Source organism: Amycolatopsis bullii, assembly GCF_014654205.1.
Classification (GTDB): Bacteria; Actinomycetota; Actinomycetes; order Mycobacteriales; family Pseudonocardiaceae; genus Amycolatopsis; species Amycolatopsis plumensis.
Genome location: NZ_BNAW01000008.1, coordinates 116,592 through 129,282 on the forward strand (window position 1 = coordinate 116,592; position 12,691 = coordinate 129,282).

At 73.7% G+C, this 12,691-nt stretch carries 18 protein-coding genes; 9 read left to right on the forward strand and 9 right to left on the reverse strand.

Annotated features, from left to right (window positions below; genetic code table 11):
- Window position 1: 1 nt before the first annotated feature.
- Both IE317_RS13250 and IE317_RS13255 read right to left on the reverse strand, forming a co-directional pair.
- Window positions 2-856 (reverse strand): SAM-dependent methyltransferase, encoded by an 855-nt coding sequence (locus IE317_RS13250; protein ID WP_191309779.1) that lies wholly within the window; start codon window positions 854-856, stop codon window positions 2-4.
- A gap of 109 nt (window positions 857-965) precedes the next feature.
- A complete protein-coding gene (locus IE317_RS13255; RefSeq protein ID WP_191309781.1) occupies window positions 966-1,157 on the reverse strand; it encodes a hypothetical protein in 192 nt (63 codons plus the stop codon).
- A 193-nt stretch (window positions 1,158-1,350) separates the two neighbouring features.
- On the opposite strand from IE317_RS13255, the gene IE317_RS13260 reads away from it, so the two are divergent.
- The gene (locus IE317_RS13260) at window positions 1,351-2,085 is read left to right on the forward strand and encodes a sugar phosphate isomerase/epimerase family protein (protein ID WP_191309782.1); all 735 of its coding nucleotides are present in this window, start codon (window positions 1,351-1,353) and stop codon (window positions 2,083-2,085) included.
- A complete protein-coding gene (locus IE317_RS13265) occupies window positions 2,082-3,182 on the forward strand; it encodes a Gfo/Idh/MocA family protein (RefSeq protein ID WP_191309784.1) in 1,101 nt (366 codons plus the stop codon). Before IE317_RS13260 ends, IE317_RS13265 begins: the two co-directional genes overlap by 4 nt.
- Here the strand turns inward: IE317_RS13265 and IE317_RS13270 are convergent.
- Complete coding sequence (locus IE317_RS13270) at window positions 3,179-3,766, reverse strand: TetR/AcrR family transcriptional regulator (RefSeq protein WP_191309785.1); 588 nt, start codon at window positions 3,764-3,766, stop codon at window positions 3,179-3,181. The two genes, IE317_RS13265 and IE317_RS13270, sit on opposite strands and share 4 nt — an antisense overlap.
- A gap of 123 nt (window positions 3,767-3,889) precedes the next feature.
- Between IE317_RS13270 and IE317_RS13275 the strand changes: the two genes are divergently transcribed.
- Together IE317_RS13275 and IE317_RS13280 are read left to right on the forward strand one after the other, a co-directional pair.
- On the forward strand, window positions 3,890-4,666 hold the full coding sequence (locus tag IE317_RS13275; RefSeq protein WP_191309787.1) for a DeoR/GlpR family DNA-binding transcription regulator: 777 nt from the start codon (window positions 3,890-3,892) through the stop codon (window positions 4,664-4,666).
- Window positions 4,663-5,853 (forward strand): MFS transporter, encoded by a 1,191-nt coding sequence (locus tag IE317_RS13280; protein ID WP_191309788.1) that lies wholly within the window; start codon window positions 4,663-4,665, stop codon window positions 5,851-5,853. The genes IE317_RS13275 and IE317_RS13280 overlap by 4 nt, the downstream gene beginning before the upstream one ends.
- Before the next feature lie 6 nt (window positions 5,854-5,859).
- Here IE317_RS13280 and IE317_RS13285 read toward each other — a convergent pair whose 3' ends face one another.
- Window positions 5,860-6,840, reverse strand: a complete 981-nt coding sequence (locus IE317_RS13285; RefSeq protein ID WP_191309790.1) for a cation diffusion facilitator family transporter — start codon at window positions 6,838-6,840, stop codon at window positions 5,860-5,862.
- 54 nt (window positions 6,841-6,894) lie between these two features.
- On the opposite strand from IE317_RS13285, the gene IE317_RS13290 reads away from it, so the two are divergent.
- Window positions 6,895-7,257: an ArsR/SmtB family transcription factor gene (locus tag IE317_RS13290; RefSeq protein WP_191309792.1), complete on the forward strand. Its 363-nt coding sequence runs from the start codon at window positions 6,895-6,897 to the stop codon at window positions 7,255-7,257.
- On the opposite strand, the gene IE317_RS13295 is transcribed toward IE317_RS13290, so the two are convergent.
- Together IE317_RS13295 and IE317_RS13300 are read right to left on the reverse strand one after the other, a co-directional pair.
- A complete protein-coding gene (locus IE317_RS13295) occupies window positions 7,250-8,059 on the reverse strand; it encodes a MerR family transcriptional regulator (protein WP_191309793.1) in 810 nt (269 codons plus the stop codon). The two genes, IE317_RS13290 and IE317_RS13295, sit on opposite strands and share 8 nt — an antisense overlap.
- Window positions 8,043-9,332: an amidase family protein gene (locus tag IE317_RS13300; RefSeq protein ID WP_191309795.1), complete on the reverse strand. Its 1,290-nt coding sequence runs from the start codon at window positions 9,330-9,332 to the stop codon at window positions 8,043-8,045. The genes IE317_RS13295 and IE317_RS13300 overlap by 17 nt, the downstream gene beginning before the upstream one ends.
- Before the next feature lie 309 nt (window positions 9,333-9,641).
- On the opposite strand from IE317_RS13300, the gene IE317_RS13305 reads away from it, so the two are divergent.
- A complete protein-coding gene (locus tag IE317_RS13305) occupies window positions 9,642-10,088 on the forward strand; it encodes a nitroreductase family deazaflavin-dependent oxidoreductase (RefSeq protein ID WP_229902686.1) in 447 nt (148 codons plus the stop codon).
- A gap of 439 nt (window positions 10,089-10,527) precedes the next feature.
- Here IE317_RS13305 and IE317_RS44525 read toward each other — a convergent pair whose 3' ends face one another.
- On the reverse strand, window positions 10,528-10,797 hold the full coding sequence (locus IE317_RS44525) for a hypothetical protein (RefSeq protein WP_229902687.1): 270 nt from the start codon (window positions 10,795-10,797) through the stop codon (window positions 10,528-10,530).
- 60 nt (window positions 10,798-10,857) lie between these two features.
- Complete coding sequence (locus tag IE317_RS13315) at window positions 10,858-11,289, reverse strand: Hsp20/alpha crystallin family protein (protein ID WP_191309797.1); 432 nt, start codon at window positions 11,287-11,289, stop codon at window positions 10,858-10,860.
- Between the two features lie 106 nt (window positions 11,290-11,395).
- Here IE317_RS13315 and IE317_RS13320 point away from each other — a divergent pair, with 106 nt between their 5' ends.
- The 3 genes from IE317_RS13320 (at window position 11,396) to IE317_RS13330 (ending at window position 12,504) form a co-directional block, all read left to right on the forward strand.
- Window positions 11,396-12,004, forward strand: coding sequence for an HSP18 transcriptional regulator (locus tag IE317_RS13320; protein WP_191309799.1), 609 nt, complete (start codon window positions 11,396-11,398; stop codon window positions 12,002-12,004).
- Window positions 12,005-12,067: 63 nt separating this feature from the next.
- Window positions 12,068-12,301: a DUF6480 family protein gene (locus tag IE317_RS13325; protein WP_191309801.1), complete on the forward strand. Its 234-nt coding sequence runs from the start codon at window positions 12,068-12,070 to the stop codon at window positions 12,299-12,301.
- A 29-nt stretch (window positions 12,302-12,330) separates the two neighbouring features.
- Window positions 12,331-12,504: a hypothetical protein gene (locus IE317_RS13330; protein WP_191309802.1), complete on the forward strand. Its 174-nt coding sequence runs from the start codon at window positions 12,331-12,333 to the stop codon at window positions 12,502-12,504.
- Here IE317_RS13330 and IE317_RS13335 read toward each other — a convergent pair.
- The gene (locus IE317_RS13335) at window positions 12,501-12,662 is read right to left on the reverse strand and encodes a hypothetical protein (RefSeq protein ID WP_191309804.1); all 162 of its coding nucleotides are present in this window, start codon (window positions 12,660-12,662) and stop codon (window positions 12,501-12,503) included. The genes IE317_RS13330 and IE317_RS13335 overlap by 4 nt on opposite strands.
- Between the last annotated feature and the right edge of the window lie 29 nt (window positions 12,663-12,691).

A 12,691-nucleotide genomic window follows, 5' to 3' on the forward strand; every position in this document is an offset into this window, starting at 1 on the left:
GTTACGGCTTGTAGCCGACGATCCCGGCGACGCACTTGGCCGAGTCGCTGAGCGGCGTGAGCCGGGGGCCGTCCGGCCACCACTCGTCGCAGACCGCCATGCCCGGTTGCGAAGTCGCGTTCGGCTGGACGAGTTCGAGGCCGTCCATCATGGCTTCGATCTCCGCGCGGGTGCGGAAGCGCCCGGCGCCGAGCGGGCCGGACACCAGGATCTGCTCGATGCGCTTGGCGATCGCGGTCAGCTCCGGCACCTCGGGGTCGAAGAAGTGCGACAGCACCACGTACGAGCCCGACGGCAGCGCGTCGATGTAGGTGCGCATGATGTCGAAGACGCCGTCGCCCTCGAAGTGGTGCATCGTGCCCACCTGCAGCAGCGCGACCGGCTCGGAGAAGTCGATGTGCGCGAGGACTTCCTTGTGGCCCAGCACTTCCTGCGGCTGGAAGATGTCCGCCTCGACCATGTGCGTGAAGTCGTTCTCGACCAGCAGCGCCCGGCCGTGGGCGAGGACCACCGGGTCGTTGTCGACGTAGACGACCGTGTTGTCCTTGTCGATGCGCTGCACGATCTGGTGGGTGTTCTCGGCCGTCGGCAGCCCGGACCCGCAGTCCAGGTACTGGTGGATGGCGGTCTGGTTGGCCAGCATCCGCAGCGCGCGGTTGTGGAAGCCGCGGTTGCCGCGGGCGATGTCCACCGCTTCCGGCACCGCCGTGCGGATCTTGTCCATCACCGCCCGGTCGACTTCGTAGAAGTTGTTCCCGCCGAGGAACCCGTCGTAGATCCGCGCGATGCTCGGCCGGGCGGGGTCGACCCCCACCGGCGTCTGGCTCGGGGACAGCGCGGACGGCGTGTCGGACATGGCGACCTCGCAGGACTGTGGAGTGCGGCGTGGTGTGCGGCGCGGTGGGCGGCGTTGGGCCACCCAGAGTAGTAGGTCGCGTTCCCGCGGTGAACTCGAGGTGGCCCGGTCAGCCGCTCGGGCGAAGCCGCTGGCCGGGGATATCGGCGGCGCGCTGGGCGCGTTCGCGGCGCAGCCGCTCGAGGTGCTGGTCGATCCGCCGGTCGAGGTCGCGCGCGGCCTCGGACAGGTCCGTCAGGTCGCGGCGGGACGCCGGGCGCCCGACGGCGGCGGTGTCCCTTTCGTCCCGTGCCCTGTCCACTTGCCGCACCTCCCGCGTCGGCCCTGGGTTGCTCTCTTCGCCTTACTGCCCCATCGGCCGGTTGCCAAAACGCGGGCTCCCGTGAGCCGTCGCACGGCCGTCCGGTGGAAACACCTGGTCACAATTTTGACCAGGTGGTAGAAATTGAGCAGCCGTGGCGGACGGCCGCCAGGGGGAACTGGAGGAGCCGGTGATGAGCGTGCCTTCCGTGCAGCTGTATTCGGTCCGCGACGCCTTCGCGGCCGATCCCGCCGACACCCTGCGGCGGCTCGCCGCGATCGGCTTCACGCAGGTCGAGCCGTACGGCGTCCTGGAAAACGCCGAAGCGCTGCGTGCCGGGCTGCCCGCCAACGGCCTGACCGCCCCGACCGCGCACGCCCAGCTGCTCGGCGCCGACCAGCCCGCCGTCTTCGCCGCCGCGGCCGAGCTGGGCATCGGCCTGGTGATCGACCCGTTCGTCCCGGCCGAGCGGTGGCAGGACCCGGCCGACATCGCGGCCACGGCGGACGGGCTCAACGCCGCCGCGAAGACCGCGGCCGAGCACGGCGTCGCCGTCGGCTCCCACAACCACTGGTGGGAACTGGAATCCCGGATCGACGACCGCAGTGCCTTCGAGGTCTTCGCCGAGCAGCTCGACCCGGCGGTCGTGCTCGAGGTCGACACGTACTGGGCCACCGCGGGCGGCGAGGACGCGCCCGCCCTGCTGCGGCGTTTGGGCGACCGGGTGCGGGCCATCCACGTCAAGGACGGCGGCCTCGCCACCGACGCCACCGGCCAGGTCCCGGCCGGCCAGGGCCGGGTGCCGGTCGCCGAAGTGCTCGCCGCCGCGCCGGACGCGCTGCGCGTGGTCGAGTTCGACGCGTTCGACGGCGACTTGTTCGAAGCGCTCGCCGCCAGCCACGCCTTCCTGACCGGCGCGGGCCGGTGACCGGCGGGCCGGTCGGCGTCGGGGTCATCGGCACCGGCGTCATCAGCGGCACCTACCTGGAAAACCTCACCGCCTTCCCGGACGTCCGCGTGGTGCGGGTGGCCGACCTCGACACCGCGCGCGCGGCGGCGCGGGCGGCCGAACACGGCGTGCCGCGCGCGGGCACGGTGGCGGAACTGCTGGCCGACCCGGACGTCGAGCTGGTCGTCAACCTGACCGTCCCGGCCGCGCACGTCGAGGTCGGGCTCGCCGCGCTCGAAGCGGGCAAGCACGTGTGGACGGAGAAGCCCCTCGCCCTGGACCGCCAGACCGGCCGCAAGCTACTCGATCGCGCGCGGGAGAAGAACCTGCGCGTGGCGAGTGCTCCCGACACGGTTCTCGGCGCCGCGCTGCAGACCGCGCGCCAGGTCGTCGACGCGGGCCGGATCGGGCGCCCCCTCACTGCGCTGGCGCTGTTCCAGGTGCCGGGGCCGGAACTGTGGCACCCGGCGCCGGAGTTCTACTTCCAGCCCGGCGGCGGCCCGCTGCTCGACATGGGCCCGTACTACCTGACGATGCTGGTCCACCTGCTCGGGCCGATCCGGCGCGTCACCGGGGCCGGCGGGCGAGCCCGCGACACCCGGGTCGTCGGGTCCGGGCCGCGGGCGGGCACGGAGTTCCCGGTGTCGGTGGCGACCACGGTCACCGCGCTCGTCGAGTTCGAAAGCGCTTCCGCGCAGCTGGTCCTGAGCTTCGACTCGGCGCTCAGGCGGCCGGCGCTGGCCGAGCTGACCGGCACGCTCGGCACGGCCGTGCTGCCGGACCCCAACCGGTTCGACGAGCCCACCCGGCTGCACCTGCTCGACCGGGAGGAGCCGGAAGAGCTGGCGCCGCAAGGACATTCGGCTTCGCGCGGCACCGGCGCGCTGGAACTGGCGCGGGCGATCCGGGCCGGGGTGCCGGAACGCGCGTCCGGCGAGCTGGCCTACCACGTGCTCGACGCGATGCTGGCCATCGACGAATCCATGACGCGCGGGCAGAGCGTGGAGGTGGCGAGCACCATCGACGTCCCGCCGCTGCTGCCGGCGGGCTGGGACCCGTACGCGAAGACCCTCTAGATCGGGACGGTGAGCAGGTTCTGCAGGTAGAAACGCAGCGAGCCGACCAGGTCGACGTCGCCCGGCACGGTCAGCCACTGCACCTGCAGGCCGTCCATCAGCGCGATGAACGTCAGCGCTGCCATCGCGGGCTCGACGCCGCCACGCAGTTCGCCGCGCGCGGCGAGGGCTTGGAACGACTCGTGCACGCCGTCGCGCGCGGCCCGGTAGTGGCGCAGGAAGTACTCGTGCGCGGGGTGGTCCGGGGCGACCGCTTCGGCGGCGAGCCGCGAGTAGAGGTCGACGATCCCGGGGTGGCGGACGTTGTGCTCGGCGAGCGCGACGAAGTGCCGGAGGACCTCGAGCCCGGGTGGCACGGTCAGCTGCTCGCGCTCGGAGTCCTCGGCGTCCCGGCGTTCGAGCACGGCGGCGAGCAGGGCTTCCTTGGTGGGGAAGTAGTAGAGGAGGCCGGCGTGGGAAATCCCGACGCGCTTGGCGATCTCCCGCAGCGACGAGCCGTGGTAGCCGAGTTCGCCGTACGCCGCGGCCGCCGCCGTGATGATGTCTTCGCGGCGGATCCGGCCCTTCAGGTAGCCCCCGGTCACGGGGTCGCGGTGGTCTCGGCGGCGTGCACGCGACCATCATGCCTCAGCGGTAGTTCGCACATGCGACGTGAGCGAACGAACAAATCGATTGTGCGAGCGCGCCGGGATTGCGAACATCGCGGGGTGAAGAGCGCGGAACGGCAACGGGTGATCGTGGAGCGGCTGCGCGACGCCGACCAGGTGGGCGTCGCCGAGCTGGCCGAAGCGACCGGCGCGTCGGAGATGACCGTCCGCCGCGACCTCGACCACCTGGCGTCCCGGGGCGTGCTGCGCCGGGTGCACGGCGGCGCGGTCCCGGCGTCGCCCTCGGGGGTGGAACCGCCGTTCGCGGCCCGCGCGACGGCCGGGATCGCGGCGAAGCGCGCCATCGCCGCCGCGGCGGCCGAGCTGATCCGCGACGGCGAGACCGTCGTCCTCGACAGCGGCACGACGGCCCTCGAACTCGCGCGGCTGCTGCGCGGGCGTCCGATCACCGTGATGCCGCTGTCGCTGCACGCCGCCCGCGAGCTGGCCGAGGAACCCGGCGTCCGGCTGCTGCTGCCCGGCGGCGAAGCACGGCCGGGGGAGCAGGCGCTGGTCGGCCCGCTGACGCTGGCGTCGCTGCGGGCCCTGCGGTTCGACGTCGCCGTGCTGAGCCCCTGCGCGCTCGGCGTCGAGTCCGGGCTCACCGCTTTCGACCTGGGCGACGCCGAGGTCAAGCGGACCGCCCTCGACGTCGCGGCCCGGACGATCGTGCTCGCCGACGGCGCCAAGTGGGGCCGCTGCGCGCTCGCCTGCATCTGTCCCGCCGACCGCGCCGACGTGGTGATCACCGACCCCGGCGCACCCGAAGACCAGCGCGCCGCGCTGACCGAGCGTGGCGTGCTCGTGCACGTCGCCGTCCCCTTGGAGAACCGATGACCGCCCCGCCCCACCCGCGCGCCGCCCGGTTCGCGACCTTCATGTTCTTCGGCCTCAACGGGTTCGCGATGGGCATGTGGGTGGTGCACATCCCGAGCATCGAGCGCGCCACGGGCATCTCGCACAGCACATTGGGCGCGCTGCTGCTGGTGCTCGGCGGCGCCGCGTTCACCGGCATGCAGGTGGCCGGCCCGCTCGTCGACCGGCTCGGGCACCGCCGGCTGGTGCCGGCCGCCGGGATCCTGCTCGGCCTGGCCGTGTGCGGGCCCGGGTTCGCGGACTCGTGGTGGACGCTGGGCCTGTCGCTGATCTTCTTCGGCTTCGGCAACGGCGCGATCGACGTCGGGATGAACTCCCACGCGGTCGTCGTCGAACGGGCCTACCCGCGCCCGATCATGGCGGCCTTCCACGCGATGTGGTCGATCGGCGGCGCGATCGCCGCGGTCATCGGCGCGGCGACGCTCGGTGCGGGCGTGGCCACCGGCGTCACGCTCACCGGCACCGGCTTGCTGTGCGTGCTGCTTTCCGTGCTGTCGGCGCGGTTCCTGATGGAGCCGTCCGACGCCCCGGCCGCCGACGCTTCCGGCGCCGCCGAGCCGGTCGTCACGCGCCGGCCCCCGCGCCGCACGGTCTGGTTGCTGGGCCTGCTGGCGCTGGCGCTGATGCTGTCGGAGGGCGTCGCGAACGACTGGGCGGCCCTGCACATGGAGAAGGTGCTCGGCACCTCGGCCTCGACGGCGGCGCTGGCCTACGGCGCGTTCGCGGTGGCGATGACGACCGGCCGGTTCCTGACCGACCGCGTCGCGGCCTGGGCGGGCCCGACGGCGATCGTCCGCTACGGCGCGACCCTGGCGGCGGTGGGCCTGACGACGGCCGCGGCGGCGCCCTGGGTGCCGCTGTCCTTGGTGGGCTGGGCGCTGTTCGGCCTGGGCCTGTCCGGCGGCGTCCCCCAGCTGTTCACCGCGGCGGGCAACCTGGACACCCGGGCCTCGGGCGCGCTGATGGCCCGCGTGGTCGGCCTCGGGTACGTCGGCCTGCTGGCCGGCCCGGCCCTGATCGGCGGGCTGACGCGGTGGATGCCGCTCAACGTGACCTTCGCGGTCCCGGTGGTGCTGTGCGTGCTGGCGGCCGTGTTCGCCGGCGTGCTGAACCCGAAGCCGGAGCCGGCGGAGCAGCCCGTCGGCTGACCTCCGTCAGCGGTGGTGGGCGACGGTTTCGTGCGCGCGCTCCGCGCCGGTGGCCGGCTCGGTGTGGATCACCACCGCCGTCAGGCGCGGGATCGTGTGCAGCAGCCGGTGTTCCACCTCGTGGGCCAGCGCGTGGGCGGCCTCGACGGTCAGATCCGCCGCCACCGTCACCGCCAGCTCGGCCCGCAGGTGGTGCCCGATCCAGCGCATCCGCAGGTCGCGCGCGCCCAGCACGCCGTCGACGGCACGGGCCGTCCGCTCGGCCAGCTCGACCGATGCCGGGTCGACGGCGTCCAGGAGACGCCGGAACACCTCCTTCGCCGCGTCGCGCAGGACGAACAGGATCGCGACGGTGATCAGGAGCCCGACGATCGGGTCTGCCGCGGGGAAGCCGAAGAAGACACCCGCCGCGCCGGCGACGACGGCCAGTGACGTGAAGCCGTCGGTGCGGGCGTGCAGCCCGTCGGCGACCAGGGCGGCCGAGCCGATCTCCCGGCCGATCTTGATCCGGTACCGCGCCACGAGTTCGTTGCCGGCGAACCCGATCACCCCGGCCACCGCCACCACCCACGGGTGCGCGACCGGCCGGGGATCGAGCAGCCGCACCACCGATTCGTACCCGGCGAAGGCCGCCGAAGCCGCGACGACGAGCACGACCACGACGCCGGCCAGGTCCTCGGCGCGGCCGAGACCGTAGGTGTAGCGGCGGGTCGCGGCGCGGCGGCCGAGCAGGAACGCGACACCGAGCGGTACGGCGGTCAGCGCGTCGGCGAAGTTGTGGATGGTGTCGCCCAGCAACGCCACCGAGCCGGTGACCAGCACGAGCACCAGCTGCGCGACGGCGGTCAGGGACAGCGCGGCGAACGACCACACGAGCGCCCGCACACCCCGCCGGCTGGTTTCGAGGGCGTGGTCGACGCGGTCGGCGCTGTCGTGGCTGTGGGGCCGCCATTTCGCATGGCCGTGACCGTGGCCGTGTCCCGTCATGCCCCCAGTCTATCTGCGCAGGCACGCAGATACGCAAGTAGTAAGGTTGTGGCCATGCACGCGTCGCTGCCGGAGTTCGACATGCCCACCGAAGAGCAGGTCCACCTGGCCGCGGAGTCCTTCCGGCTGCTGGCCGACCCGACCCGCATCAAGGTGCTGTGGGCACTGCTGCAGGGCGAGTCCTCGGTGGCCTGCCTGGCCGAACTGGCCGGCGCCGCCCCGACGGCGGTCAGCCAGCACCTGGCGAAGCTGCGCCTGGCGGGCTTGGTGAAGGGCCGCCGGGAAGGCACGTTCGTCTATTACTCGGCGGCGGACAGCCACGTGCGCGGCCTCCTGGCTCAGGCCCTGCACCACGCGGAGCACGTGGACCGCGACCTGCCTTCGGGCGAGCACGCCCACCACCCGCGGCCTAGCTGATCGGCTCCTGCAGTTCCGTCACCCAGCCCGCCGGATCCTCCGGGCAGTCGAGGTACACCTCCCGCTGCGGCCCGGCCGACCGGCCGCCGTGATCGGCGATCCAGCGCACCACCGCCTGCCAGGCGGGCAGGACGCCGTCGATCGCGCCGCGGTGGACCAGCGTCGCCGCCCGGGTGGGCGGGAGGTCCGCCACCGTCAGGCCGTTGAGATCGCCGCTGCCGACCGACGCCGGAAGCGCGGCGTGCACGACGACCTCGTCCTCCGCGCGCTGCTCGTAGTAACAGGTCAGCCGTCCGGCCGGGGTGACGTCCGCCTGCGGGAGGCGGCGGCCGAGCTCCGCGCAGAGCGGGTGCACGACCGGCCCGATCGCCTCCGGCGCGAACCCGGCCGCGACGCCGGTCAGCTCCACCACCCGCATTCCGGGCAGCTCCTTGACCACGACGTCGTGGGCGGGTGGCCGGCCGTCCGCCTCGATCGTCCGCAGCCGTGCCTCGATCTGCATCAGCCGGGCCGCGCCTTCGGCGAGCGCGGCTTCCAGCTCCGCGCGCCGCAGGGCGAGCATGCCGCGCACCTGCTCGACCGTGACCTCGTCCGCCAGCAGCGTGGCCACCTGGTCGAGGGTGAACCCGAGGTCCTTCAGCGCGACGATCCGGTTGAGCCGCGCCAGCTGGCCCGCGGTGTAGCTGCGGTAGCCGGTCGCCGGGTCGACGCGCGCCGGGCGCAGCAGCCCGAGCGCGTCGTAGTGGCGCAGCATCCGGACCGAAACCCGGCCGTGGCGCGCGAAGTCACCGATCGAGAACACGGCTCGATCCTTCCCGAGGCGGGACGAATCCGCCGACGACGTCCGCGGCGAGTTCCGCGAACGTGATCGCCGTGTCGTCTTCGTGCGCGGGCCCGACGATCTGCAGCCCGGCCTGCCGCGCGGGGGCGCTGACCGCCGGCAGCCCGGGCAGCGACGCCTGCGCGATCCAGAACACCTGGTCGTCGTAGCGCTTCCGGTCGTCGTGGGCCGGCGCCGTGGTGAACACCGTCGGGCAGAGGAAGACGTCGACGTCGGCGAAGTAGCGGGCCCAGGCGGCGGTGAAGACGGCCCGCCGCCGCTCCTGCTTGGCGGCACCGGCGAGGTCTCGTCCTTCCTGGCTCGCGAAGAACAGCTCCACCTGGAAGCCGAACGCCTCGGCCTGGGCGGCCAGGTCGACGTCCGCCGGACGGCCCTCGTGGATCCGCACCCCGGCGCGGGCCAGTGCGTCGACGGCGTCCGACAGCACCGCGCCGACCTCGCCGGTCACCGGGCAGGCCGGATCGTCGAGCACGACGCCGACGCTGAAGTCCTCCAGCCGGGACCGCCGTGACGGCCGCACCGGCCCGCCGGTGACGCGTAGGGCGAGCCGCAGGTCCGCGGCCGACCGGGCCAGGGGACCGACGGTCAAGGGGAACTCCCGGGCGAGCGAGGCGGGCGGCCCCGGCGGCTGGAACCCGCGCAGCGGCACGGTGCCCGGCGTCGGCTTGAGGCCGTGGACACCGCAGTACGCCGCCGGGATCCGGATCGACCCGGCCAGGTCGGAGCCGTATTCGAGGTACGTCAGGCCGTCGGCGAGCGCGGCCGCGGCGCCGCCGCTCGAGCCGCCCGGCGTCCGGGCGTGGTCCCTCGGGTTCAGCGTCCGCCCGTGGAGCGGGTTTTCGGTCCGGCCGAAGTCCGCGAGCAGGTGGTGCACGTTCGTCTTGCCCACGACGATCGCCCCGGCGGCCCGCAGCCGACGCACGACCGCCGCGTCCTCGTCCGCGACGCAGGCGGCGAACGCAGGCTCACCCCACGTCGTCGGCAGGCCCTGCACGGCGAAGGCGTCCTTGACCGTCATCGGGACGCCGTGCAGCGGCCCGGCGTCGTCGCCGCGGGCCACCGCACGATCGGCCTCCGAAGCCGCCTCCAGCGCGGACTCGCGGCAGGTCGCGATGACGGCGTTGACGGTCGAGGCGTCGATGCGGGCGAAGAGCTGTTCGGTCAGGTCACGCGCCGAAAGCTCGCCGCGGCGGATGCCGTCGGCCACCTCGGTCGCGGTGCGGAAAGGCGTCATGGGTCCGGGATAGGGCCTGACACGGTGTCAGGGTCAACCGCAGCGGGTAGCCCTCCACGGTGATCGCCGCCCGAACCGCGGGTGGCGCAGCCCGGCGGAGGGAAGCCTCGATGACCGCACCCCCGGTACCGCCCGAACCGGTCCAGCCCGCCCCCGTCGGCCCGGCCCCCGCGCCGGACCGGCCACTTCAGGAACCCGGGGTGCCCGTCCCGGACCCGGTGCCGCCGGAACCGAAGCCGGGACCCGAGCGAGACTGAATACGAAAGCCAGATCATATGAATTTCGTATGACTTCGTGTACCGTCGGAGTATGACAACAGCGCAGAGCTACCGCCGGATGGTCAACGCCGGCAACAAGATCGTCGTGGGGCTGCAGCGGCTCGGCGTCGCCTTCGGCCCGATGCAGCTGCTCACCGTCCCGGGACGGCGCACCGGGGTGCCGCGGACGTTCCCGATCGCGGTGATGCCCATCGACGGGGCGAGCTACATCGTCCAGGCCTATCCGAAGGCGGCCTGGGTGGCGAACGTGCGGGCCGCGGGCGAGGTGACCCTCACCCGCGGTCGCCGCTCGTCGGCCGCGCGGCTGGCCGAGCTGCCGGTGGAGGCGCGGCGGCCGGTCCTGCGCCGGCTCGTCGAAACGAGCCCGCCGAGCGTGGGGAAGCGGTTCGTGACGACCGGACTGGCGGACGCGCCGACGCCGGACGCCGTCGCGGCGGCCGCGGATCGCATCGCGGTCTTCCGCGTCGAACGGTCCTGAGTCGGCGGCGCGGTTTCTCCAAGGCCCGCAACACCTGCCGGGCCGCGCGGCGGGCGGCCGGGCCCGGGAGGATGGTGCGTTCGCCGTCGGGCTGGGGTGCCGGGGCGCCTGGCTCGTCCGCCGCAGCGTGTTCCACGCTTCGCCGGGGTCGCAGCGGCGGAGGGCGATGACGATGCCCTTGGCCTCTTCCGGTGCGGCCGCGACTGCAGGAGGTCCAGCATCTGATCGGTCCGGTCCGGCCGGGCCGCTTCGGCGACGACCAATGCCATCGCGGTGAGCCGCTCGTGGCGCCGCAGCACGGTCACCGTCTCTTCGGTGGCCGGGCGGTCGAGGGTCACCGACAGGACCAGGGTTCCCTCGGCGGCCCACGCCGAGGGAGCGCCGCGACCCCGCGCACCCGCGGCGAGGCCAGGGTGGCGCTCCAGCAGACCGCTCAGCGTCAGGGACGCCGGCGGTGGTCGGCGTAGACGTCCGCGGTCACCACCGGCTCACCGGTGTGGCCGGCGGTCGGGACCGGGCCGCCCAGCCCGTTCAGCTGGGCCGGGACGAAGGCCCCGGAGATCCCGTTGGCGGCGGCCACGTGCAGGGGGCCGCCGCGGTGGTGCACGGACACCGCCGCGCCGAGGGCGCCCGGCGCGTCGGCCGCGATCCGGGCGAGCAGCTCTTCGAGCAAGGGGGTCACGCCGGGCGTCGCGGGAAGGACAGTCACCGCACCCCTCCTCGGCGGGGTGGGAGCGGGGCCCGGGTCCGGGCCCCGCTTCGCTCGGGATCAGGCCTTGATCTCCCGGCGGTCGCCGGCGCCGTCGATCTCGATGCGGCGCGGCTTCGCCTTCTCGACGATCGGGATGCGGACGGTCAGCACCCCGGCGTCGTAGTTCGCGGTGATGTGCTCGGTGTCGAGCGTGTCGCCCAGGAACAGCTGGCGGGAGAACACGCCGAGCCGCCGTTCGGAGACGTGCATCCGGACGTCGTCACCGGTCGGCAGGGGCCGTCGTTCGGCCTTGACCGTGAGGACGTTGCGCTCGACGTCCAGCTCGACGGCGCCGGGATCGACGCCGGGGAGGTCGAAGCAGACCACGAACTCGTCGCCGGCGCGGTAGGCGTCCATCGGCATCGCGGCCGGCTTCGACCAGGTGCCGGCGCCGAAGACCTGCTGGGCGAACCGGTCGAGGTCGCGGAACGGGTCGGTGCGCATCAACATCGGGATCCACCTCCTGGAACTCGTCGACTCTGGTGTCAACACGCAGGTCTGTTCTAGCATGTCATCAAAACGATGACAAGAGACGGGTCGTCGAAAGGATGACGTGATGGACGCAACCGATCCGACCGGCGCGCTGCGCCGGATCCAGGAGGTGGTCGCGGCCGCCCGCGGCGGCACGGGAGACCAGGGACAGGTGCTGGACGCGCTGTCCGGCCTCCGGTTGCTGCGCGAGGAGCTCGCGAGCTGGGAACCGGAACTGATCGCGGCGGCCAGGGCGGCCGGCGCCAGCTGGGTGGCGCTCGCCCCCGCGCTGGGTGTCGCGAGCCGCCAGGCCGCGGAACGGCGTTACCTGCGGCTGCAGCCCTCGCGCACCGGGGAGAAGACCGGCGAAGCACGGGTCGACGCGGAACGCGACCGGCGCGCGGGCGACCGGGCCGTCGCCGACTGGGCCCGTCGCAACTCCGCGATCCTGCGCCAGCTCGCCGGCCGGGTCAGCGCGCTCGACGGGCTCGGCCCGGCCGCGCAGGAGAGCGCCGACCGCCTCGGTGCGGCCCTCGGCGACGACGACCCGGCGACGCTGCTCCCGCCGCTGGCCGCCGCGCAGCCGCACCTGACCGGCGCGCACGCCGGGCTCGCCGAGCAGCTCGGCGAGATCTCCGCCCACACCGACCAGCTCCGCCGCGACGCCGCCGGCAACCGCCGCTCCCGGGAGTGAAGCGGGTTTGCCCGGCCGCCCACCGGGCACCCGCTGCGCGAGCGACGGAAGGACGGTGCCGCCATGACCGCCGAACCCCCGGATCCGGATCCCCGCCGGACCCCGGACCTGGAACCCGGAGGCGGCGTGCCCCCGGGCAGCACGCCGCCCGACTCCGGCCAGACGTCGGGGCTGTCGCACCCGCAGCCCATGCCGTCCAAGGCGATGCCGGTGCTGTGGCTGGTCCTCACCGGCGTGCTCGTGCTGATGGTGGCCGGGCTGGTGGTCTCGCTCGCCTTCGGCTGGCTGAGTGTCTGAGACCGGTCCGGACCGGGTACTCGCGACGCATGGACGACACTCCTGACCGGACCGAAACCCGGGCCGAACTGCTGCCCGAAGAACAGGCCGTGGAGAGCGCGGACCCCGAGGCCCAGGCCCGCGAGGTCCTGCGCGACTCCGACCGCCGCACCGAGCACCCGGAGGCGACGCTGGGGCGCCGCAAGCCCGAGGACACGGTCTAGTCGCCGCCGCGGAAGTTCTCCTGCGTGGCCGGGTGACCCGGCCGCGCCTTCGCGTCTTCGTCTTCCAGCGGCCCGTCGGGCTCTTCGCGGCGAGGTGGCTCACCGACCGGGTTTCCGCTCGAGTCCACTTCGCCGGCTTCGTCGTGGGGCTGCGACATCGTTCCTCCTCCGGTTGCCGATCTTTCGC